Source organism: Archangium sp. Cb G35 (genome assembly GCF_001896145.1).
Lineage (GTDB): Bacteria > Myxococcota > Myxococcia > Myxococcales > Myxococcaceae > Archangium > Archangium violaceum.
This window is the reverse complement of record NZ_MPOI01000017.1, coordinates 192,737-218,437: the sequence shown is the minus strand read 5'-3', so window position 1 is coordinate 218,437 and position 25,701 is coordinate 192,737. Positions and strand designations below refer to the sequence as shown.

The following is a 25,701-nucleotide window of genomic DNA, read 5'->3' as shown; positions in this document are numbered from 1 at the left end:
TCCACGGCTCCCGGGTTGAATCCCCTGTCCACACTGTGGGCCACGGGTTGGAGAACGGGCACTGGCACCCTCACCCCGACCCTCTCCCGAGGGGCGAGGGAGTTTCTGATCACTTTCCTCAAGGGGATTTCCCTCGAGGGGATCAGCTCGCTTGCTGGAGACCTGCCCCTGTCCCGGCCCGCTTCAGCAACTCCCTCAGCCGTGCGGCCAGTTGCTCCACGTGCGGCATGGCGATGAGGCTGAAGTGATCGCCCGGTACCTCGTGCACCTCCACTCCTCCCCGTACCAGCACACCCCAGCCCAGATCATCCTCCTGGCCCTCGGGCCCCTCGGCCGCCCTCAGCAACACCAGTGAGCCCCCGTATGGCTTCGGCTCATACGTGCGCGAGGCGCTCCGGTTGCGCGCGTACATCCTCCACAGTGCCCGCACCTCCTCGGCCGCCGCTTCCTCCAACGGCGGATGGGCTCGACCCTCCAGCACCCACTTCAGCTCCACCGCGTCCACCTGCTCGAGCACTTCCGCCGCCCTCGGGTGCAGCCCCGACAACCTCGACAGGTGCTCGGCGAACTCGAACACCGTCTGCTCCACCACCGTCTCCGGGGTTGTCTCCGCCTTGGGTGTTTCTTCCTGGCCCCTCGCGTCGATGACGGCCAGCAGCGCCACCTTCTCGCCTCGCGCTTCCAACTGTCTCGCCATCTCGTACGCCACGCGCCCGCCCATGGACCAGCCTCCCAACAGGTACGGGCCCTCGGGCTGCACCTCGCGCACCGCTTCCAGGTAGCGCGCCGCCATCTCCTCTACCGTCTCTCCCGACCCGTTCCTGGGCACCTGCAAGCCGTAGAAGGGCTGCTCTGCGTCCAGCCTCCTCGCCAGCTCCAGGTACCCCAGCACGCTGCCTCCCACCGGGTGCACGCAGAAGAACGGTCTCCCGCTTCCGCCCTTCCTCAGCGTCACCAGCGGCGAGTCCGAGGTGCTCCCCGCCTCGATGCGCGCCGCCAGCTTCTCCAACGTCGGCGCCTCGAACAGGTCGATGACCGCGAGCTGCGCTCCGAACAGCGTTCCCACCCGCGCCACCACCTGTGTCGCCAACAACGAGTGGCCGCCCAGCTCGAAGAAGTCGTCGTGCACGCCCACGCGCGGGACTCCGAGCAGCCCCTTCCAGAGCTCCGCCAGCCGCTGCTCCGTCCCGGTGCGCGGCGCCACGTACTTCTCCTGCGCCTTGCTCCGCGACGGCGCCGGCAGCGCCTTCCGGTCCACCTTTCCGTTGGACGTCAGCGGCAGCGCCTCCAGCACCACGAAGGCCGCGGGCACCATGTAGTCCGGCAGCCGCTCCTCCAGGTACGCGAGCAGGCCCCGCTCTTCCAGCGTGCTCCCCGGCCTGCCCACCGCGTACGCCACCAGGTGCTTGTTTCCCCCGGCCTCCTCGCGCGCCACCACCACGCACTCGCTCACGCTGGGATGCTGCCCCAGCGCCGCTTCCACTTCGCCCAGCTCCACCCGGTAGCCACGGATCTTCAGCTGGTGGTCCACACGGCCCAGGAACTCGATGCGGCCTTCTTCCACCCACCGCACCCGATCTCCCGTCCGGTACAGCCTCGCCCCGGGCACCCCACTGAATCGGTCCGGGACGAAGCGCTCCGCCGTCAGCTCCGGCCGGCCCAGGTAGCCCCGGCCCACGCTCTCGCCGCCGATGTACAGCTCGCCCGGGACTCCCGGCGCCACCGGCTGCTCGTACCCGTCCAGCACGTACACCCGCACGTTGCCCAGCGGACGGCCCAGTGGCACCGACTGCGCCCCAGGCACTCGAACCCCTCGCTCCACCTTCTGGGCGAGCACTCCCACCGTCGTCTCCGTCGGGCCGTAGTGGTTGTACACCTCGCACTCCGGCGCGAGCGCGTGCACCTTCTCCACCAGCGCCCACTCCGACTTGTCACCGCCCAGCACCAGTCTCCGGCGCGGCAGCAGTGCCTGGGCGTCCTCCGCCGCCAGCAGCGCCTCCAGGTGCGTCGGGACCACCTTCAATCCCTCCACCCCGTGTTCGCGCCCGTAGGCCGCCATCAGCCCCGCGTCCGAGGCCGCCTCCTTCTCCACCAGGTGCACCGTTCCTCCCGCGCACAGCGTGGGGAAGAGCGCCGTGTGCCCCAGGTCCGCCGCCAGCGTCGACACCGACGCGAAGCTCATCCCTCGCGGCAGCTCCAGCCTCCGGCTGACTCCCGCCACGTAGCAGGCCAGTTGCCCGTGCTCGATGCACACGCCCTTCGGCCTCCCCGTGCTCCCCGACGTGTAGATGATGTACGCCGCGTTGCCTGGCGATACCTCGCTCTCCGGCGCCTCCTCCGGCTGTGACTCCAGCAGCCCGTCCTCCGCGTCCAGGCTCACCACGAACCCACCCTGCGAGGGCAACTCCTCCGCCAGCGCCTCCTCGGTGACGATGACCTGCACCTTCGCGTCCTTGAGCACGTGCAGCACCCGCTCCGGGAAGCGCGCCGTGGACGGATCCACCGGGACGTATGCCCCGCCCGCCTTGAGGATGCCCAGCAGGCCCACCAGCGCGTGCGCCTTCCTCTCCACGAACAGGCCCACCCGCCGCTCCGGCTCCACTCCCAACGCCTTCAGCCAGTGCGCCACCTGGTTCGCCCGCCGCTCCAGCTCCGCGTAGGTGAGCTGCCCGTCCGCGGCCACCACCGCCACCGCATCCGGTGTTCTCGCCGCCTGCTCGGAGATGAGCTCGTGGATGCACCGCCGCTCGTACGGCGCCGCGGTGTCGTTCCACTCCACCAGCACCTTCCGCCGCTCCTCCTCCGTCAGCAGTGGGAGATCGGACAGCCGCTGCCGGCCCTCGTGCGCCACCACGCCTTCCAGCAACCGCTGGAAGTGCCTCGCCATGCGCTCCACCGTGGAGACCTCGAAGAGGTCCGTGCTGTACATCCACGAGCACACCAGCCCCTCCGCCGTCGGATTCACCAGCACCGTCATGTCCAGCTTGGACGCGACCGGCACCTGATCCTCGTGGCTCAGCTTCAGCCCCGGCAGCTCCGGCGCCGACAACGGCATGTTCTGCAGCACCAGCTTCACCTGGAAGAGCGGCGCGTGCGCCGTGCTGCGCTCCGGATTGAGCGCGCGCACCACCTCCTCGAAGGGCACGTCCTGGTGCGAGTTCGCCTCCATCGACACCTGCCTGGCCTGCGCCAGCAGCTCGCGGAACGTGGGGTTGCCCTCCATCCTCAGCCGCAGCACCAGCTGGTTGATGAAGAAGCCGATGAGCGGCTCCGTCTCCACGTGGTTGCGGTTGGCCACGTCCGTGCCCACCACCACGTCCGTCTGCCCGCTGTAGCGGTGCAGCAGCGACTGGAACCCCGCCATCAACACCATGAAGAGCGTGGACCGCTCGCGCAGTGCCAGCGCCTCCAGCTTCCGGCTCAGCTCCGCGCTCAGCGTCGACAGCAGCGTGCCGCCCCGGTACGTGCGCACCGCGGGCCTCGGCCGGTCCGCCGGGAGTTCCAGCACCGCCGGCGCTCCCTCCAGCTGCTTCCGCCAGTAGCTCAGCTGCGCTTCCAGCGCCTCGCCCTGGAGCCACTGCCGTTGCCACGCCGCGTAGTCCGCGTACTGCACCGGCAGGGCCGGCAGCCGTGCGGGCCGTTTCTCCTGGTGCGCCGTGTACTGCTCCACCACCTCGCGCACCAACACGCCCAGCGACCAGCCGTCCGAGACGATGTGGTGCATCGTCAACAGCAGCAGGTGCACCTCGTCCTCGAGCCACAGCAGCGTGGCGCGCATCAGGGGCCCCTTGCTCAGGTCGAAGGGCCGCTGTGCCTCCATCTCCTTCAGCCGCCGTGTCTCCTGCTCGCGTGTGCCGGGCGGCAACTCCCGCAGGTCCACCCGGGCCAGGGTCATCTCCACCGAGGGAATGACCCTCTGCGCGGCGCCCTCCGGCCCCTCCTCGATGACGGTCCGCAGCGACTCGTGCCGGCGCACCAACTCCTGGAAGGCATGCTCCATCGCCCGCATGTCCAGGTTGCCCTCGAACCGCAGGAAGATGGGGATGTTGAAGGTGGCGAGCCCGGGCTCGAGCTGCTCCAGGAACCACAGCCGTTGCTGCGCGAACGACAGCGGCATGTGCTCGCGGCGTGTCACGGGGCGCAGGGCCGGGGCCTGGAGTTTCTGGCCCACACCCATGGCCGCGTCCACGCGCCCGGCCTGGTCCTCCAGCGTCCGCGCCTCGAAGAGCGCCTGCAGGGGCAGCTCCACCTGGAAGGCGCCACGGATGCGGGACAGCAGCCGCGTGGCCAGCAGCGAGTGGCCTCCCAACACGAAGAAGTCGTCCCTCACGCCCACCTGCTCCAGGCCGAGCAGCTCACTCCAGAGTCCCGCGAGCTTGCTCTCGGTCTCCGTGCGCGGGGCGATGTGGGACTCGTCCGCGCGAGGCGCCTCGGGCGCGGGCAGTGCCCTGCGGTCCAGCTTGCCGTTGCGCGTGAGGGGCAGGGCGTCCAGCACGACGAACGCCGCGGGCACCATGTACTCGGGCAGGCTGTCGCGGAGGAAGGTGCGCAGTGCCGCCGTCTCCACGGTTTCGCCCGGGCGCGCGGTGACGTAGGCCACCAGTCCCGTGCCACCCGCGAGGTCCTCGCGTGCCACCACCACCGCCTCGCGCACCGCTGGGTGCCGGACGAGCACGCCCTCCACCTCTCCGGGCTCGATGCGCAGGCCGCGCACCTTCACCTGGAAGTCGATGCGCCCGAGGAACTGGAGCTGGCCGTCCCGCGACCAGCGGACCTTGTCTCCGGTGCGGTACAGGCGCGCACCAGGCTCGGTACCGAAGGGGTTCGGCACGAAGCGCTCGGCGGTGAGCGCGGGCCGGCCCAGATAGCCGAGCGCCAGTTGCACGCCACCGATGTACAGCTCTCCAGGCACGCCGACGGGCACCGGCCTCAGCGCGGCGTCCAGCACGTACACCTGGGTGTTCGCCACCGGCTTGCCGATGGGCAGCGTGCCGCCGGGCTCCTGGCCCGAGATGGCCGCCCACGTGGCGTCGATGGTGGTCTCGGTGGGTCCGTAGAGGTTGACCAGACGGACCTCGGGCAGCACCGCGCGCAGGCGCACGGCCAGTTCCGAGGGCAGCGCTTCACCACCGCAGAAGAGCCAGCGCAGCTCCGTGGCCTGGGCCAGCGCGGGCTCGTCCAGCATGAAGCGCAGCAGCGAGGGCACCACCTGGAGGACGTGGATGCGCTGGCGCACCACGCACTCCACCAGGGCCGCCGGGTCGCGGTGGGCCTCGGGCGGGGCGAGCACCAGCGGCGCGCCCACCAGCAGCGGCGCCCAGCACTCCCAGACGGAGGCGTCGAAGCTCAGCGGCGTCTTCTGGAGGACCCGCTCCCCGGCGCCCAGGCCGAAGGTGGAGAGCAGCCACGCCATGTGGTTCGCCAGGGCCCCATGGGAGATGAGCGCTCCCTTGGGCTGGCCCGTGCTTCCGGAGGTGTAGAGGACGTAGGCCGGGTGCTCGGCGGTGACGCCGACGGGCGGCAGGGGAGTCGCCTGGGAGATGGTCTCCCAGCCCGCATCGACGGCCACGAGGTGGCCCGGGAAGGACGGCACCGTGGCTCGCAGGTGCTCCCGGGTGAGGAGCACGGGCGCGGCGGTGTCTTCCAACATGAAGGCCAGGCGCTCGCGCGGCGCGGAGGGGTCCAGCGGGACGTAGGCCGCTCCCGCTTCGAGGATGCCCAGCAGGCCCACCATCAACTCCAGTGAGCGCTCCATGCACACCGCCACCCGGTCACCCGGCTTCACGCCGAGGGCTCGCAGGTGGTGCGAGAGCTGGCGCGCCCGGCGCTCCAGTTCCGCGTAGGTGAGCCGCTGGTCCTCGAACACCACCGCCATCGCGTCCGGCGTGCGCGCGGCCTGAGCCTCGAACAGCTCGTGCACGCGGGCTTCGCGTGGGTAGTCCGCAGCGGTGGCGTTCCACTCCACCAGCACCCGGCGCCGCTCCGCCTCGGACATGAGCGACAGCTGGGAGATGCGCCGCTCGGGATGGGCGACCGCGTCCTCCAGCAGCAGGCGCAGGTGCTCCATCATCCGCTCGGCCGTGGCGGCCTCGAACAGATCGCTCCGGTACTCGAGCTCGCCGTTCAGCCCCTGGGGCGATTCGGTGAAGGAAAGGGAGAGCTCGAACCGGGCGGTGCCGCTGTCCAGCGGCAGGGGCTTGATACCCATGCCGGGCATGCTCAGCTCCGCCGTGGGCGTGTTGAGCAGACCCAGTGCCACCTGGAAGAACGGCGTGCGTCCGAGCTGCTGCCGCGGAGGCTGCAACACCTCGACGAGCTTCTCGAAGGGCACGTCCTGGTGCGCGTACGCCCCGAGCGTCACGTCCTTCACCCGGCCGAGCAGCTCGCGGAAGGAGGGGTTCCCTTCCAGCCGGGTACGCAGCACCAACGTGTTGACGAAGAAGCCGATGAGCTCCTCCGTCTGGGCCTGGGTGCGTCCGGCGATGGGCGCGCCCACGCAGATGTCGTCTTGTCCCGAGTAGCGCGCCAGCACCACCTGCAGGCCCGCCAGCAGACCCATGAACAGCGTGGCTCCCTCGCGTTGGCACAGCGCCTTCAGGCCGTGCATCAAGCCCGGGGGCAGCTCCACCTTCAGCGAGGCGCCGGGGTTGCGCGCGTCCGCGGTGCGCGGCCGGTCCGTGGGCAGCTCCAGCGTGGGCGGAGCCCCCTCGAGCTGCTGCTTCCAATAGCCGAGCTGTTGCTCCAGCACCTCACCCTGGAGCCAGTCGCGCTGCCACGCCGCGTAATCCATGTACTGGATGGGCAGCTCGGGCAGCGGTGAGGGCTTCCCAGCGGAGAACGCCGCGTAGAGGGTAACGACCTCGCGGATCAGCACGGCGAGGGACCAGCCATCCGAGACGATGTGGTGCATCGTCACCAGCAGCAGGTGCTCCCGGGCGGTGAGCCGCAGCAGCTTCGTGCGCAGCAGCGGCCCTCGGGCGAGGTCGAACGGCTGGCGCGCGTCCTCCTGGGCCAGACGCAGGGCCTCCGCCTCTCGCTCCGCGGGCGGCTGGTGCCCCAAGTCCTTCACCTCCAGTGCCCAGTGCGAGGCGGGCGCGATGACCTGGAAGGGCCTGTCCTCGCGGACCCGGAAGCTGGTGCGGAGCGACTGGTGACGGCGGACCAGCTCGGTGAAGGCGCGCTCCAGCGCGGCGGCGTTGAGCTCGCCCTCCAGCCGCAGGGCGGCCGGCATGTTGTAGACGGCGCTTCCCGGCTGGTACTGGTCCAGGAACCACAGCCGCTGCTGTGCGAAGGACAGCTCCGCCTCGACCGAGCGCGGGACGATCATCGGGGCGGACACCCGGCGGGTATTGGCCTGGGCCTGGGCCTCGACGCGACGGGCGAGAGCTTCCACGGTGGGAGACTCGAACAGCGCTCGCAGGGGCAGGTCCACGCCCAGGGAGGAGCGCAGACGGGAGACGATCTGCGTGGCCAGCAGCGAGTGGCCGCCCAGGTTGAAGAAGTTGTCGGTGACGCTCAGCCGAGGCAGGCCCAGGACGCTGGAGAAGGTGTCCGCGAGCGTCTGCTCCACCGCGGTGCGAGGCGCGACGAAGGGCGCTGCACCGCGCAGGCTGTCCGCGTCGGGGGCGGGCAGCATGCGACGGGCCAGCTTGCCGCTGGGCGTGAGAGGCAGGGCCTCCAGGCGAACCAGGGCCGAGGGCACCATGTACTCGGGCAACCGGCGGGCCAGGGACTGACGCAGCGCCTCGGGCTCCCAGGCTGTGCCCGGGTGGAGCACCACGTAACCCACCAGCCGCTTGTCACCCGGCGAGTCCTCGCGCACCAGGGCCGCCGCGTCACGGACGCCCGGAGCTTCGCGCAGGGCTGCTTCCACTTCACCCTGCTCGATGCGGAAGCCACGCACCTTCACCTGGCCGTCCGAGCGGCCCAGGTATTCCACGGTGCCGTCGGCCCTCCAGCGGGCATGGTCGCCGGTGCGGTAGAGGCGGGCTCCGGGCTCACGGGAGAACGGGTTGGGGATGAACTTGTCGGCCGTGAGTTGGGCACGCTCGTGGTAGCCGAGCGCCAGTTGCACGCCGCCGATGAACAGCTCTCCGCGCACGCCCACGGGGCAGGGGTAGCCCTGCGCATCCAGCACGTAGAGCGGCGTGTGGGGCAGGGGCGAGCCGATGGGAGGCAGGCGAGGCCACGAGGCGGGCGGCCCTTGTAGCCGGTGGGCGCTCACCACGTGGGTTTCCGAGGGGCCGTACTGGTTCTCCAGGACGCACCCGGGCAGCCGCTCGAAGAGGGCCACGAGGGCGGGTGTCACCTGGAGTTGCTCACCGGCCGTCACCACCTCACGCAGGCTGGTGGGCAGGGGCGCCCCATGGGCCACCGCGTCGGCGAGGGCCTGGAGGGCGACGAAGGGCAGGAAGAGCCGCTGCACGCCATGGCGCACCAGCAACGCGAGCAGCGCGGGCATGTCCTGGCGAACCGGGGCGGTGGGGATGACGAGGGTGCCACCGCCGCACCAGGTGGAGAAGAGCTCCTGGAAGGAGACGTCGAAGCTGAGGGAGGCGAACTGGAGGGTGGTGGCCGCCGGGTTGACGGACTGGCGCAGCTGCCACTCCAGCAGGTTGCTCAACGCGCGGTGAGGCAGGGCCACGCCCTTGGGCTTGCCCGTGCTCCCCGAGGTGTAGATGACGTAGCAGGAGGACTCGGGTGACAGCGCGTGGGCCGGAGCATGCGCCGGTTGACGGGAGAGCGCCTCGGCTTCCGTGTCCACGCACATCCATCGGGCCCGCGTGCCCGTGGAGAGCGAGGAGGCCAGGGAGGACTGCGTGAGCACCAGGGGAACACCCGCGTCCTCGAGCATGAAGGCCAGACGCTCGGAGGGGTAGGCGGGGTCGAGCGGCACATAGGCGGCGCCGGCCTTGAGGACGGCCAGCACGGCCACGGCCATCTCCAGCGAGCGCTCCAGGCACAGGGCCACCCTGTCACCCGGGCGCACGCCCCGCGCGTATAGGGCATGAGCGAGCTGATTGGCCCGGCGCTCCAACTGCGCGTAGGTGAGCTGGCTGCCCTCGAACATCACCGCCACGGCGTCCGGGGTGCGCGAGGCCTGGGCCTCGAACAGCTCGTGCACGCAGGCGGGGCGAGAGGGGGCCTCCGTGGGGGTGTTCCACTCCACCAGCACCTGGCGCTGCTCCGCCTCGGACATGAGCGACAGCTGGGAGAGACGCCGCTCGGGGTGGGCCACGGCGTCCTCCAGCAGCAGGCGCAGGTGCTCCATCATTCGCGCGGCCGTGGAGGCATCGAACAGATCGCTCCGGTACTCCAGTGCTCCCTCTACCCCCTGGGCCGACTGGCGCAGCGTCAGCGTGAAGTCGAACTTGGCGGTGCGCGTGTCCAGATCCACCAGCCGGAGGTCGAGCCCGGGCACGCTCAGCTCCGCCGAGGGCGTGTTGAGCAGCACCAGCGCCACCTGGAAGAAGGGCGTGTGCTCCGGCATCCGCGGAGGCTGCAACACCTCGACGAGCTTCTCGAAGGGCACGTCCTGGTTCGCGTACGCCCCGAGCGTCACGTCCTTCACCCGGCCGAGCAGCTCGCGGAAGGTGGGGTTCCCGTCCATCCGGGTGCGCATCACCAGCGTGTTGACGAAGAAGCCGACGAGCTCCTCTGTCTGGGTCTGGGTGCGTCCGGCGATGGGTGCGCCCACGCAGATGTCGTCCTGTCCCGAGTAGCGCGCGAGCACCGCCTGCAAACCCGCGAGCAGGCCCATGAACAGCGTGGCTCCCTCGTGCTGGCACAGCGCGCCGAGCTTCTGGATCAGCTCCGGTGGCAGCTCCACGTTCAGCGTGGCGCCCGGGTTTCGCTCGTCCGCGGTGCGAGGTCTGTCGGTGGGCAGCTCCAGCGAGGGCGGAGCCCCTTCGAGCTGCTTCCTCCAGTAGCCAATCTGCTGCTCCAGCACTTCACCCTGGAGCCACTCGCGCTGCCACATGGAGTAGTCCACGTACTGGATGGACAGCTCGGGCAGTGGCGAGGGCCTTCCAGTGACGCAAGCGTCGTACAGCGCCACCATGTCGCGGATCAGCACGGCGATGGACCAGCCGTCCGAGACGGTGTGGTGCAGGACGAGGATCAACAGGTGATCCTGCTCCGCCAGGCGCAGCAGCTTCGTGCGCAGCAGGGGACCCCGGGCGAGGTCGAACGGCTGGCGTGCCTCCTCTTGCGCCAGTCGCATGGCCTCGGCTTCCCGCTCTGGCCGAGGCAGGTGCCCCAGATCGGTCACTTCCAGCGTCCGGTGCGAGGCGGGAGCGATGACCTGGACCGGCTTGCCCTCGCGAACCTGGAAGGTGGTGCGGAGGACTTCGTGGCGGTGGACCAGCTGGGTGAAGGCACGCTCCAGGGCGCTCACATCGAGCGTCCCCTCCAGCCGCAGGCCGGCCGGCATGTTGTAGAGCGCGGTGCCCGGCTGGTACTGGTCCAGGAACCACAGCCGCTGCTGCGCGAAGGACAGCTCTCCCTCGGTCAGCCCCGTGCGTGGCACGACCACCGCCGTGCGAGCCTTGTTCTCGCCGGTCTGTGTCTGGGCCTCGATGCGACGGGCGAGCGCCTCCACGGAGGGGGCCTCGAAGAGGGCGCGCAGGGGCAGGTCCACGCCCAGGGAGGAGCGCAGACGGGAGACGATCTGCGTGGCCAGCAGCGAGTGGCCACCCATGCTGAAGAAGTTGTCGGTGACGCTCAGGCGCGGCAGGCCCAGGACACTGGAGAAGGTGTCCGCGAGCGTCTGCTCCACCGGGTTGCGAGGCGCGACGAAGGGCGCCGCACCGCGCAGACTGTCCGCGTCGGGAGCGGGCAACTGGCCGCGGTTCAGTTTGCCACTGGGGTTGAGTGGCAGGGCGTCCAGGCGCACCAGGGCCGAGGGCACCATGTACTCGGGCAGCCGGCTGGCCAGGGACTGGCGCAGCGCTTCGGGCTCCCAGTCGATGCCGGGGTGGAGCACCACGTAGCCCACCAGCCGCTTGTCACCCGGCGAGTCCTCGCGCACCAGGGCCGTGGCGTCGCGGACACCCGGGGCTTCGCGCAGGGCGGCATCCACCTCGCCCATTTCGATGCGGAAGCCACGCACCTTCACCTGTCCGTCCAGACGGCCCAGGTACTCCAGGGTGCCGTCGGCCCTCCAGCGGACGTGATCGCCGGTGCGGTAGAGGCGGGCTCCGGGCTCGCTGGAGAAGGGGTTGGGGACGAACCTGTCGGCGGTGAGATGGGGGCGGTCGTGGTAGCCGAGCGCCAGCTGCGGGCCGCCCACGAACACGTCCCCGCGCACGCCAATGGGGCAGAGCTGGCCGTGCTCATCCAGCACGTAGAGCGGCGTGTTGGGCAGGGGCGAGCCGACGGGAGGGAGACGCGGCCAGGAGGCGGGAGGGCCGCGCAGCCGGTGGGCCGTCACCACGTGGGCTTCCGAGGGGCCGTACTGGTTCTCCAGCACGCACGCGGGCAGCCGCTCGAAGAGGGAGACGAGGGCGGGCGTTACCTGGAGTTGCTCACCGGCGGTCACCAGCTCGCGCAGGCTGGTGGGCAGGGGCCCTCCGTGGGCCACGGCGTCGGCGAGGGCTTGCAGGACGACGAAGGGCACGAAGAGCCGCTGCACGCGATGGCGCACCAGCAACGCGAGCAGCGCGGGCATGTCCCGGCGAACGGCGGCGGTGGGGACGATGAGGGTGCCGCCGGTGTCCCAGGTGGTGAAGAACTCCTGGATGGAGACGTCGAAGCTGAGGGAGGAGAACTGGAGGGTGGTGGCTCCCGGGAGGTTGGACTGGCGTATCTGCCACGCCAGCATGTTGCTCAACGCCCGGTGGGGCATGACGATGCCCTTGGGTGTGCCCGTGCTCCCCGAGGTGTAGATGATGTACGCGGGGTGCCCCGGGGTGACGCCGGAGGCCAGGGGCTCGGAAGACACCTGGGAGAAGGCCCGCCAGGAGGGCTCGAGCTCCAGCACGTGGCCCGAGAAGGGGGGCAGGGTGGCGCGCAGGTGCTCCTGGGTGAGGAGCACGGTCGCGCCGGTGTCCTCGAGCATGAAGGACAGCCGCTCCGCGGGGTAGGCGGGATCGAGCGGCACGTAGGAGGCGCCGGCCTTGAGGACGGCGAGCACCGCCACGATCATCTCGAGCGAGCGCTCCAGGCAGATGGCCACCCAGACACCCGGGCGGACGCCCCGCTCGCGCAGGACATGGGCGAGCTGGTTGGCGCGCTGCTCCAACTGGGCGTAGGTGAGCTGGCTGTCCTCGAACACGACGGCCACCGCGTCCGGCGTGCGCGGGACCTGGGCCTCGAACAGCTCGTGCATGCAGAAGGGGCGGACGGGTTCCGGCGTGGTGGTGTTCCACTCCACCATCACCTGGCGACGCTCCGCCTCGGACATGAGCGACAGCTGGGAGATGCGCCGCTCGGGATGGGCGACCGCGTCCTCCAGCAGTTGGCGCAGGTGCTCCATCATCCGCGCGGCCGTGGAGGCCTCGAACAGGTCGCTCCGGTACTCCAACGTGGTGCTCAGGCCACGCGGCGTCTCGGTGATGACCAGCGTGAAGTCGAACTTGGCGGTGCCCGAGTCCACCTCCACCGGCTGGAAGGTGAGCCCGGGCCCCCTCAGTTCCGACGAGGGCGTGTTGAGCAGCACCAGCGCCACCTGGAAGAAGGGCGTGTGCTCCGGCAGCCGCGGGGGCTGCAACACCTCGACGAGCTTCTCGAAGGGCACGTCCTGGTTCGCGTACGCCCCGAGCGTCACCTCCCTCGCCTGCCTCAACAGCTCGAGGAAGGTCGGGTCGCCGTGCAGCTGGCCCCGCAGCACCAGCGTGTTGACGAAGAAGCCGATGAGCGCCTCGGTCTGGGGCTGGTTGCGCCCGGCGATGGGCGCGCCCACGCAGATGTCGTCCTGCCCCGTGTAGCGCGCCAGCAGCACCTGCAGGCCCGCCAGCAGGCCCATGAACAGCGTGCCCTTCTCACGCCGGCACAGCGCCCTCAGGCCCTGCGTCAGCTCCAGCGGCAGCTCCACCCTCAGCGAGGCGCCGGGGTTGCGCGTGTTCGCGGTGCGCGGCCAGTCCGTGGACAGCTCCAGCGCGGGAGGGACTCCCTCGAGCTGCTTCCTCCAGTACTCCACCTGCCGCGTGAGGACCTGTCCCCGCATCCACTCGCGCTGCCACACCGCGTAGTCCGCGTACTGGATGGGCAGCTCGGGCAGCGGTGAGGGCTTTCCCGCGACGAACGCCGCGTAGAGCGTGACGACCTCGCGGATCAGCACGCCGACGGACCAGGAGTCCGAGACGATGTGGTGCATCGTCACCAGCAGCAGGTGCTCCTCCGCCGTCAGCCGCAGCAGCCTCGCGCGCAGCAGGGGTCCACGGGAGAGGTCGAAGGGCCGGGAGGACTCCTCGAGCGCCAGGCGCATTCCCTCCGCTTCCCGCTCCAGCTCCGGCAGATGCCCCAGGCCCTCCACTTCCAGTGTCCAGGGCATGCCGGGCGAGATGATCTGGACCGGATCGCCCTCGTGGGCCTGGAAGGTCGTGTGCAGGGCCTCATGGCGGCTCATCACATCGGCGAAGGCCCGCCCCAGCGCCGCCACGTCGAGCGTGCCCTTCAGCCGCATCGCGGCCGGCATGTTGTAGAGCGCGCTTCCCGGCTGGTACTGGTCCAGGAACCACAGCCGCTGCTGTGCGTACGAGAGCGGCAACAGGCCGGTCCGGGGCGCGCGGGGAATGACTCCTTCCCGGACCGCGGGTGCCTCGGGGCGCACCGGGACGGAGGTGCTCGGGGTGGGCTCCACGGGGGCCTGGCGGCGCCGGGCCGTGGGCGTGAGGGCCTCCACCTCGCCGTCCGCGCGGTAGCGGGCGGGAGTGCCGGTGCCATACAGGCGGGCCTCCGTACCATCGGGCGAGGCACGGAGCCGGGTCCGCGTCAGCTCGGGCGCCTTCCAGAAGCCCAGGGGCGCCGCGTCACCACCGAGGAACAGCTCGCCCACCACGCCCACCGGGGCGCGGCGTCCCGCGGCGTCCAATACGAACCGGGAGGTCCGGGGAGCCGCGTCCTTCGTATCGGGCAGCGGAGACACGGGGGCCACCACGCGTGCGGAGGCCACCCGTTTCAGCGTCTCGGCCACGTCCGCCGGGAGCCCGTCGGCTTCATCGAGCACAAGCGTGCGCACCGGACCGAGGACCTGGGCCGCATCCGGCATCCTCGCGAGCGATTGCGCGAGTGCGGCGGTGCAGCGCAGGTGTGCCGGAGGACTGGCGCGCAGCGAGTCCACCAGCGCGCTGATGCCATCCGCCTCCACGAGCACCGGGGCAGAAGGCGCGGGGGCCTGCCCTTCCTGGCTCCGGCGGCGCAGCACGTCCAGGTGCCGCAGGCCCTCCATGGCTGCTTCATGCCCCAGGCCGAAGTCGATGAGGCAGGCCACCTCGTCGACATCCGCCTGGCGCAGTTGCTCCACGCGGGCCGCGAGCGTCTCGGGCGTTCCGAACATGCCGCCCGCCTCCAGGTACCGGGAGACGCCCTGCTTCAGCAGCACCTCCATGTCCTGGGGCGTGAGGTCGCGCACGTCGAAGCCCAGGCCCTGGTTCGCCACCAGCCCGTTGAACAGCTCCACCGAGCTGCGGAAGTAGCGGGTGAGCGGCTCGCGCGCCTGGCGCTTCACTTCCTCCTGGCTCGCCGCCACGAAGGTGTGGAGCATCAGCACCACATGGCCCCGGCCGTGCCCCGCCTTGCGCCGCGCCTCGCGGTAGAGGGCGATCTTCTTCGCCAGCTCCTCGAAATCCTGTCCCAGCCCCAGCACGTTGGTGAGCAGGCCCGTGCCCAGCTCGCCCGCCAGCCGGAAGGTCTCCGGGTTGAAGGCGGCGGTGATCCAGATGGGCAGCTCCTCCTGCACCGGCCGGGGACGGATGGAGATCTCCACCTCGGTCCCCGTGCCGTTGGTGCGGCGCACGGAGCCGCCGCGCCACAGGGTGCGCACCTCTTCCACGCCGCGCCGGATGGCCTCGGGGCGCTGGTGGAAATTCTGGGGGGCGAAGACGAAGTCGTTGGCGTTCCAGCCCGTGGCGAAGGAGACACCCGCGCGGCCATCCGAGAGGTTGTCGATGACGGACCACTCCTCGGCCACGCGAATGGGGTCATGCAGCGGGAGCACCACGCTGCCGGCGCGCAGGGAGACGCGCTCGGTGACCATGGCCAGTGCCGCGCTGGTGGCGGTGGGGCTGGGGTAGGGGCCGCCGAAGGCATGGAAGTGCCGCTCGGGCGTCCACACCGCGCTGAAGCCGTGCGTGTCGGCGAACTTCGCTCCGTCGATGAGGAGTTGGTACTTCTTCCGGCCCGAGGCCTCCGCGTCGTTGGCGAAGTAGAAGAGGCTGAAGTCCAGCGGCCGGGCCGTGGTCCGCTCCGGGCGGAGCGACACGAGCCGTGCCGCCGGCTGGGCCGGGAACACCACCTGGAGCCCGCGTGCGAGCGCCCAGAGCAGCTCCACGCCCGCCGGATCCGCGGAGGCGTCCGAGGCGCTCAGCCACGTCTCGCCCGGGCGGGAGTCCACGCGTGCATCCAGCGCGGCGAAGCGGTGGAGCAGATTTCGGTGGCTCCACATCAGGCGCGGGCGTCCACCGTCTTCCGTCTCCCGCACGAGGCAGGCCAGGCCGCCCGCGTCCACGGCTGGCGGCAGCGGCCCGGCCGGCGGCTCACCGGAGAGCGAGAGGCGGATGACCCGGCTCTCGTCCACTCCTGGAGGCAGCGGCAGCGAAGCGGTGGTGATGAGCAGGGGCGGGAATCCGTCCAGCCCGAGCCTGGACACCTCCTCGGACTGTTCCCGTGAGACGAGCGCATAGGCGCCGCCGGAGGCCAGCACGCCCCACAGGGCCACCGCGCGCTCGGGAGAGGGCTCCAGGCTCACGGCCACTGGGATGCCAGGGCCCACACCGCGGGCACGCAGTCCGGACGCGAGCGCGAGCGCATGGGCACGCAGGGCCCGCCACGTCAGGTGCTGGTCTCCGCGACGGAGCGCCACCGCATCCGGCGTGCGCTCGGCCTGGGCGGAGAGCAGGGTCGCGAGAGACGCGGCCTCGGAGGCTCCGGCCACCGGGCCTGCCGTCCGCTCCGGGGCTGCCTCCAGGGACAACTGGGACAGGGGTTTGTCCGGCGAGGCCACCGCATCGGTGAGCAACGCCTCCAACTGCGAGAGCAGCCGGACGACGGTGGCGGCGTCGAACAGGTCGACGGCGTACTCCAGCGTGCCGGAGAAGCCCTGTGCGTCCTCGCGCATCAGCAGCGTGAGGTCCGCGAGCGATGTGCCGTACTGCGCGGGCAGTCCGGTGACGTCGAAGTAGCTCAACCGCAGGCCCGGGAACTCCAGGATGGGCGCGGACACGTCCTGCGTGTGCAGCAGGAAGATGGCGTCGAACAGACGCGACAGCCGGGCCTCCTCACCGGGCTCGAGCTCTCCGAGGAGCTGCTCGTAGGGCACGTCCGGGTGGGCGAAGGCGGTGAGCGTGGTGTCGCGGACGCGGAGCGCCAGCGAGCGGAAGCTCGGGTCACCCTCCAGGGAGGTGCGCAGGGCCAGGGCGTGGGCCACGTAGCCGATCTGCGGCTCCAGCTCGGGGCGGGTCCGGTTGCCGATGGAGGTGCCCACGAGGATGTCCTCCTGACCCGAGCAGCGGGCCAGGAGCGCCTTGAAGCCGGCGAGCAGCGTCATGTACGGCGTGAGGCCCTCGCGCTGGCTGAAGGCCTGGAGGGCGGTGCCGAGCGCCTTGGGGAAGGCGAACGAGTGCCGCGCACCACGGCGGCGCGCACCCTCGGCGCGGGGACGATCCAGCGGGAGGGGCAGGGGACCTGGCCGCCGCGCGAGCTGCTTGCGCCAGTACGCCTGTTGCGCCGTGAGCGTGCCATCGGAGAGGGCGCGGCGCTGCCAGACGGTGAAGTCGATGTACTGGATGGGCAGCTCGGGCAGGGGAACGGGCCGCCCGTGGACGAAGCCGGTGTAGAAGGCCACCGCTTCCCGGATGAAGTTCACCAGGGACAGCGTGTCCGCCACGATGTGGTGGATGGTGACGAGCAGGATGTACTCGGCCTCGGCCATCCGGAGCAGTTGCACGCGGACCAGTGGTCCCCGATCGAGAGGGAACGGCTCGGCGGGCGCGAGACGGGCCAGCCGCATGGCCTCGGCCTCGCGGTCCCCGGTGAAGCCGCGCAGGTCCACCACGGGGAGGGAGATGCGCACCTCGGAGAAGATGCGAGGCACGGCCCTGCCGTCCACCTGGGTGAAGACGGTGCGCAGGGACTCGTGCCGGCGGATGACCTCGTTGAGGCCGCGCTCCAGCAAGCTGGGCTGCAGCGCGCCGGAGATCCGGATCGCGAGCGGCTCGTTGAAGATGGAGCTTCCCGGCTCGCGCAGCTCCATCTCCCAGACGCGATCCTGCACGTAGGACAGGGGGATCTCCCCAGTACGGGGAACGGGGAGCATCGCCGCCGCCGGGGCCTCGCCGGCCGGCAGCTCCACCTGGAGCCGGGCCTCGATGCGCGCGGCCAGACCGGCGATGGTGGGCGCCTCGAAGAGGTCGCTGAGGGGGATCTGCACCCGGAACGTCTCGCGCAGCCGGGTGAGGAGCTGCGCCGCCATCAGTGAGTTGCCGCCGAGGTCGAGGAAGCTGTCGTCCGGACCGATGTCCTCCACGCCCAGCCGCTCGCGCCACAGCTCCGTCAGGCGCTGCTGGATGTCACCCTGGGGCGCACGCGCCTCGGGCGTCACGGGCACCGCGGGCGGCGGCACGGTGGCGATGGCAGCGGGCGCGGCAACGGGAGCCGCGGCCGGGAGCGGCAGGGGGAGGGCGGGCCGCTCCTCGAGGGTGATCCGCTTCTCCTCGAAGGGGTAGCCCGGCAGCGGGATGCGGCGGCGGTGCTCGTGGGCGTGGAAACCCTTCCAGTCCACGGCGGCGCCCGCGCGCCAGAGCGTGCCGAGGGACTCCAGCAGGGTCTGGGCATCGGACGTGGAGGTGCCGCTCCGGCGGAGCGAAGGCACCACCAGTGCTTCACGTGCGGTCTTCAGGCGCAGCCGGGCGAGCGCGGTGAGCGCCTGATCCGGGCCGGCCTCGATGAACCAGCCGCAGCCGGCGTCCACCAGCGCGTCCAGCCCAGAGGCGAAGCGCACGGGCTCGCGCATCTGCCGGGCCCAGTAGCGCGGGGAGGTGGCTTCCTCGGGGCGGATCCACGTGCCGGTGAGGCTGGACACGAAGGGAATGGCGGGCGCGTTCAACGTGAGACCGGCCACGGCCCGCTCCAGCTCGGCCATGACGGGCTCCACCGCGCGCGAGTGGAACGCGTGCGCCGCGGCGAGCCGCACCATGCCCACGCGGCGCGCGGACAGCTGGCGCTCCAGGGACTCCAGCGCCTCGACGGGGCCGGACACGGTGCAGCGATCCGGGCCGTTGAGGGCGGCGATCTCCAGCTCACCAGAGAGCAGGGGCGCCACCTCCGAGGCGGAGAGCCCCACCCCGAGCATGCCGCCGGGCGGGAGCCGGGACATGAGCTCGCCGCGAACGACGGCCAGCCGGAGCGCGTCCTCCAGGGAGAGCACGCCGGACAAGCACGCCGCCGTGTACTCGCCGAAGCTGTGGCCGAGCAGCGCGGAAGGCTTGAAGCCGAAGCCCATCCACAGCTTTGCGAGCGCGTACTCCACCGACAGGAGCGCGGGCAGCGCGAAGCGGGGCTCGGCGAGACGCGCTTCCGCCTGGGCCTCGCAGCCCGGCTCGGGGAAGAGCACCGGGCGCAGGTCCTCGGACAGGCCCGCCTTGGGCAGCAGCGCTAGGCACGCGTCCAGCTCTCGCCGGAAGATCGGCTCGGTCGCGTAGAGCTCCTGGGCCATCCGGACGGATTGCGCGCCCTGGCCGGGGAACAGGAAGGCCACCCGGCGCGAGCGAGCGGCTTCCAGGTCACGTACCTCGGACGGAGTGCCCGGGTGGCGCAGTGCACGCAGCAGGCCCGCGGCATCCTCCGCGACCAGCGCACGGCGGTACTCGAAGGACTTGCGCCCCACGTTGCGCGTGAAGGCCAGGTCCGCGAGGTCTACCTCCGGGTGGGTCGCGATGAAGCCGGCCAGCGAGTGCGTCATCGCCTCCAGCGCGGAGGCACTCCGGGCCGACAGCGTGATGAGTTGCCGGGTGCGGTGGCCGCCCTGACCGCCGCCGTGGCGGGGGGCCTCCTCCAGCACCACGTGGGCGTTGGTGCCGCCGATGCCGAACGAGCTGACACCGGCCCTTCTCGGGCTCTCTCCGCGCTCCCACGTGCGAGGGGCGGTGTTCACGAAGAAGGGGCTGTGCTCGAAGTCGATCTCCGGGTTGGGCCGCTCGAAGTGGAGGCTCGGGGGCAGCTCGCCATGGTGCAGCGCGAGGGCGGCCTTGATGAGGCCGGCGATGCCGGCGGCGGTGTCCAGGTGCCCGATGTTGGTCTTCACCGAGCCGATGGCGCAGTAGCCGGTGCGGTCCGTCTGGCCGCGGAAGGCGCGGGTGAGCGCGGCGATCTCGATCGGGTCACCCAGCGAGGTACCGGTGCCGTGGGCTTCCAGGTAGCCGATGCTGGAGGCGTCCACGCCCGCCGAGGCAAGGGCGCGGGCGATGACCTCGCTCTGTCCCTGGACGCTGGGCGCGGTGTAGCTGACCTTGGCGGACGCGTCGTTGTTGAGGGCCGAGCCCTTGATGACGGCGTAGACGTGGTCCCCATCACGCAGGGCGTCCGAGAGCCGCTTGAGCACCACCACGCCCAGGCCGTTGCCGAGGACGGTGCCGCGGGCGCTCGCGTCGAACGCGCGGCAGTGCCCGTCGGGAGAGAGGATCATCCCCTCCTGGAAGCGGTAGCCGGTGCGCTGCGGCAGGGAGACCTTCACCGCGCCCGCGAGCGCCAGGTCCGACTGGCGGGTGCGCAGGCTCTGGCAGGCGAGGTGGACGGCGACCAGACCGGTGGAGCAGGCGGTATAGACGTTGAGGCACTCACCCGAGAGCCCGAGCTTGTAGGCCGTCTTGGTGGCCACGTTCTCGCCACTGGTGGTGCCGAGCGCCTCGAACAGCGAGGCCGGGTCCTTGCGCGTCTGGCCGAGCAGGGAGAGCAGGTGCACGCTCGAGCTCCCCGCTCCGGCGTGGAGCGAGATGGGCCCCTGGAAGCGCTCCGGGTCGTAGCCGGCGTCTTCCAGCGCATGCCACGCGCACTGGAGGAAGAGCCGCTGTTGCGGATCCATCCACTGCGCCTCGCGGGGCGACAGTTCGAAGAAGCGGGCATCGAATCCGTCCGCGCCCTCGAGGACTCCGCCCGAGGGGACGAAGTCCGGATGGTCGCGCAGCGAGTCGGGGAACAGCGGCGAGGGCTCCAGCTCCTCTGGAGCGAAGCGCGAGATGGACTCCACGCCCTGGCGCAGGTTCTCCCAGAAGGCGTGGACATCGTTGGCACCGGGGAAGCGTCCGGCCATGCCGATGAGGGCGATGTCGTGGGAGCTTTCATCCCCAGAGGATGCGGGACGCGGCACGGGTTCGGGGGCACGGGCCGGGAGCTCCCGCTCCAGCCGTGCGGCCAGCTTGCTCACGGTGGGGTGCTCGAAGAGGTGGGTGACCGGGACGGTCTGACCCAGCTCGTCGCGCAGCTGCGTGCTCGCCTTCACCACCAGCAGCGAGCTGCCGCCCAGGTCCTCGAAGAAGTGGTCGTGCAGCCCCACTCGAGGCACCTCGAGCACGCGGGCCCAGATGGTGGCGATGCGCCGCTCCAGCTCGGAGCGAGGCTCGGCGAAGGGGGCATCCGGTGCGGGGCCCACCGACTCGGGCGAGGGCAGCGCCTGGCGATCCACCTTGCCGCCCGGGGTGATGGGGAGCGCGTCCAGCCGCACGAAGGCGGAGGGCACCATCACCTCCGGGAGCCGCTCCTTGAGGAAGCGCCGCAGGGCGGCCGGCTCCATCTCCTCACCGGCCACGACGTATGCCACCAGCCTCGACTCACCAGCGCTCTCGCGCGGGACGACGGCCACCTGGCGCACGCCGGGGTACAGGCCCAGCGCCGCTTCCACCTCGCCGAGCTCCACCCGCACGCCACGCACCTTCACCTGCGCATCGCGCCGCCCGAGGAACTCCAGGCGTCCATCCGGCAGCAGGCGCACCAGGTCCCCGGTGCGGTACAGCCGCTCTCCCGGAGAAGCGGAGAAGGGGTTGGGTACGAAGCGCTCGGCGGTGAGCGCGGGGCGGTTGAGGTAGCCGCGGGCCACGCCCGTGCCGCCCACGTACAGCTCGCCGGGGATGCCCACGGGGACGGGTTCCATCCGCGCGTCCAGCACGTACGTCTGGGCGCCCGGGATGGCGCGGCCGATGGACGGCTGGCGGGGATCCACGTCCCGCTCCATGGTCGCGCAGACGGTCGCTTCGGTGGGGCCGTAGAAGTTGAGGAAGCGGCGGCCGTTCTTCCACCGCCTGGCCAGCTCCGGCGTGCACGCCTCGCCGACGGAGGCCACCACGGTCAGGGCGGGCAGGGCCTCCGGCTCCAGCGGAGCGAGCGAGGTGGGCGTGGCGGTGATGGTGGTGATGGCCTTCTCCGCGAGCACCTGCTGCAGCGGGGGGCCGGGCAGCAGCGACTCGGGCGGGGCGAGCACCAGCTCCGCGCCACAGAGCAGCGTGGAGAAGATCTCACTGACGGAGGCATCGAAGCCGATGGCCGCCAGTTGCAGGAAGCGGCCGCCAGGATGCAGGCCGAGGGCCTCGTGGGTGGCGCGGGCGGTGTTGCTCAGGCCGCGGTGCACCAGCAGGGTGCCCTTGGGCGTGCCGGTGGAGCCGGAGGTGAAGATGACGTAGGCGAGATTCGAGGGTGTGACGGCCGGCGCGGACGAGAGCGCCGTCTCCGGCTGGAGCGCGAGCGTGGAGCGTTCCGTGTCCAGGAGCACCAGCAACTCGCCCTGGGAGCCGAGGGAATCCGCGAGCGCCTCGCGGCTGATGAGCACGGGCACGCGGGCTTCGCGGAGCATCAGCTCCAGCCGTGCGGACGGGTAGCTGGTATCGAGCGGCAGGAAGGCGCCACCGGCCTTGAGCACGCCGAGCATCGCCACCACGAGCTCCGGCGTGCGCTCCAGGTGGATGCCCACGAGCACATCGGGTCCGACGCCGAGGGAGCGCAGGTGCCAGGCGAGCTGGTTGGCGCGTGCGTCCAGCTCCCGGTAGGTGAGGGCGGATTCTCCCAGGGAGACGGCGGTGGCATCGGGGGTGAGCCGCGCCTGCTCCTCGAAGAGGCGGTGCGCACAATCCTCGGGGACCGAGGGAGCGGTGCGGCTCCACTCCACCAGCGCGAGGTGCCGCTCCTCGTGGGAGAGCAGGGGCAGCTCGGAGACCCGGCGTCCGGGGGCCGCGGCGGCGCCCTCGAGCAGGAGACACAGGTGTCCCAGCATGCGGGAGACGGTGCTCGCGTCGAAGAGGTCGGTGGCGTACTCGCAGAGCAGCTCGAGCCCGTGGGCGGTATCGGTGACGGAGAGGGTGAGGTCGAGCTTGGTGGCGCCGGTATCGCCCAGGGTGCTCTCCAGGGACAGGCCCGAGAGCCCCAGGGACGCGGGCGCGGCATCCTGGAGCACCAGCTTCACCTGGAAGACGGGCGCATGCGCGAGGCTGCGCTCCGGGTTGAGGCCACGCACCAGCTCGTCGAAGGGCAGGTCCTGGTGGGCCCAGACGTCCAGTGTCTCCTGGTGGAGCCGGGCGAGCAGCTCACGGAAGGTGGGGGCGCCGGAGAGGTTGCCGCGCACGGGGAGCTGGTTGACGAACAGGCCGATGAGCCCAGCCGTCTCGGGGCGGGCGCGGTGGGCGGTGTCCACGCCCACGACGAGGTCCTCCTGGCCGGTATAGCGGTGCAGCAGCAGTTGGAAGCCGGCCAGCAGGGTGACGAAGGGGGTGGTGCCCTCGCGGCGGGCGAGCGCCTTCACGCGCTCCCATGCCGCCGGTTCGAGCCGCCGGACCACCTGCGCGCCCCGGTATGACTGGGCCCGGGGCCGGGGACGGTCACCAGGCAGCTCCAGGACGGAAGGAGCCCCGGCGAGGTGCGTCTTCCACCAGCCGGCGAGGTCCTCGAGCCGTTCGCCCCGCAGCCACTCACGCTGCCAGACCGCGTAATCCGCGAACTGGATGGGGAGCGCATCGAGCGTGGGCGTGTGCCCGGCGGAGAAGGCCCGGTGGAGCTCCTCCAGCTCGCGCACGAGGACGCGCATGGACCAACCATCCGCGATGATGTGGTGCAGCGTGAGCAGCAGCAGGTGCCGCTCGGCACCGAGTCGCAGCAGGGTGGCTCGGAGCAGGGGTCCCCGCGACAGCTCGAAGGGCCGTTGGGCCTCCTCACGCGAGAGCCGCTGGGCCTCCTGTTCGCGAGCGTCCTCCGGCAGTCCGCTCAGGTCCACGAAGGCGAGCGGCAGGGACAGCTCGTCCAGGATGTGCTGGTACGGCTCGCCGTCCTTCTCGACGAACACCGTCCGGAGGGATTCGTGCCGCCGGACCAGGGCCTGGAGGCTCCGCTCCAGCGCTGGCACATCCAGGGCTCCGGTCAACCGGGAGACCACGGGCAGGTTGTAGAAGGCACTGCCCGGCTCCAGCCGGTCGAGGAACCACAGCCGCTGCTGCGCGAAGGAGAGCGGGGGGAACGCGGTGCGAGGCGTGCGCGGAATCGCCGGGCGCGCACCAGCCGCCGCCTTTCGAGCGGAGAGCTCGCGGGCCAGCTCCGAGGCGCTCACTCCGCTCAACAGCGTCTCCATGGGGAGCGTCACACCCAGGGCCTTCTCCAGCCCGTGCGCCAGCTCCACCGCGGCGAGCGAGTCCAGGCCGAGGCGGGTGAGCGGCATATCCGGATCCAACGACTCCGAGGGCGCGCCCAGCCGAGCGGCGATCCGCGCCAGCACCAGGGCCTCCATCTCACTGGAGGCGGCGCGAGGAGCAGGGGAGGGCGCGGATGGAGCCCGAGGGGTGGACTCCTCCGTGGCGCGCCAGTCATGGACTACGCGGAGTTCGCCCGCGAGGAACGCACTCCGGCAGGCCCGGCGTTGCACCTTGCCGCTGGAGGTCTTCGGCAGGCTGCCCGGCTCGATGAGCACCAGCGCGTGGGGCCGCACCTCGTGCCCCTCCGCGAGCCGCTGCCGGATGGCGCCCACGAGGTCCTCCGTGGTGCCGTCCAGCTTGCGCGGATCCACTTCCTGCACCACCACCAGCCGCTCCTCGCCGTCGGCCTCGACGCCGAAGGCGGCACCACACCCGGGCCGCAGCGCGGGGTGGCTCTGCTCCACCGTGAGCTCCAGATCCTGGGGGTAGAGGTTGCGGCCGCGCAGGATGATGAGGTCCTTGCGCCGTCCGGTCACGTACAGCTCGCCCCCGTCGAGGAACCCCAGGTCCCCGGTGCGGAGGAACGGTCCCTCTCCGCTGGCGGTGCGCGCGTGGAAGGTGGCCGCCGACTCCTCCGGCTGCTGCCAGTAGCCGTGAGCCACACTGGGGCCGCTCACCCAGATTTCACCGACCTCGCCGGGAGGGAGCTGCTGGAGGGACGAGGGATCCACCACGGCGACACGTTGCTCCCCCAACGTTCCGCCGCAGCTCACCAGCGCGCTGGCCTCGCTCCCCGGACGGGGCGCCACCGCATGACCCCTCTCGAGCGCGACGGTCTCCACCTCGCGCAGGAGGGGCGGCTCGGACTTCGCGCCGCCCGAGACGATGAGGGTGGCCTCGGCCAGTCCGTAGCAGGGATAGAACGCCTCGCGGCGGAACCCGTGGGGGGCGAAGGCCTGGGTGAACCGGTCCAGCATGCCGGAGCGGATCGGCTCGGCGCCGCAGAACGCCACCTCCCAGCGGCTCAGGTCGAGCCCCTCGCGCTCCTCGGGAGCGATGCGGCGGACGCACAGCTCGAAGGCGAAGTTGGGTCCGCCGCTGATGGTGCCTCCGAAGCGGGTGAGGGCCTCCAGCCAGGAGCGCGGGCGCTTGAGGAAGGACAGCGGCGACATCAGCGCGGTGTGGAAGCCCTGGTACAGCGGCACGAGGATGCCGCCGATGAGCCCCATGTCGTGGTAGGGCGGCAGCCAGATGACGCCGGCACTGTCCTCGCGCGTCTGGAAGGCGCCGCGGATCAGCTCCAGGTTGTGCAGCAGGTTGGCGTGACTGAGCATCACGCCCTTGGGGGTGCCGGTGGAGCCGGAGGTGTACTGGAGGAAGGCGAGCGAGTCGCTCGTCACGTCCGGCCGCTTCCAGCCCGTCTCGGCTCCTGTGGCGAGCTCATCGGTGGCCACCCAACGCAGGGCCCTGAGGTCCGGGGCGGCCTCGAAGATGAGCTCCGCCATGGAGAGGACGAAGGAGGTGGTGAGCACCACCGTGGCGCGCGAGTCCTGGATGATGGCCCTCAGCCGGGGCAGCGTGCGCTCGAGGCGGGAGGGATCCGGCGGGTAGGCCGGGACCGCCACCAGGCCGGAGAAGAGACACCCGAAGAAGCCGGTGAGGTACTCGGCTCCGGGGGGATAGAGGAGCACGGCGCGCTCGCCCGCGGGCGCCAGTTCCTGGAGGACGGCGCCAATCCGCCGAGCGCGCGTGTACAGCTCCCCTCGCGTGAGCGGAACCCCTTCCGCGTCCCCTTCCTCCAGGAAGGTGTAGAGGCGCTGCTCCGAACGGGTGGCACTTCGCTCTTCGAGGAGGTCGATGAGGGAACGTGGCTGGGGCATGG

At 71.3% G+C, this 25,701-nt stretch carries 1 protein-coding gene; it reads right to left on the bottom strand.

The window, feature by feature from the left end; genetic code table 11:
- Nucleotides 1-142: 142 nt before the first annotated feature.
- Nucleotides 143-25,699, bottom strand: coding sequence for a hybrid non-ribosomal peptide synthetase/type I polyketide synthase (locus tag BO221_RS43090; protein ID WP_083682330.1), 25,557 nt, complete (start codon nucleotides 25,697-25,699; stop codon nucleotides 143-145).
- Between the last annotated feature and the right edge of the window lie 2 nt (nucleotides 25,700-25,701).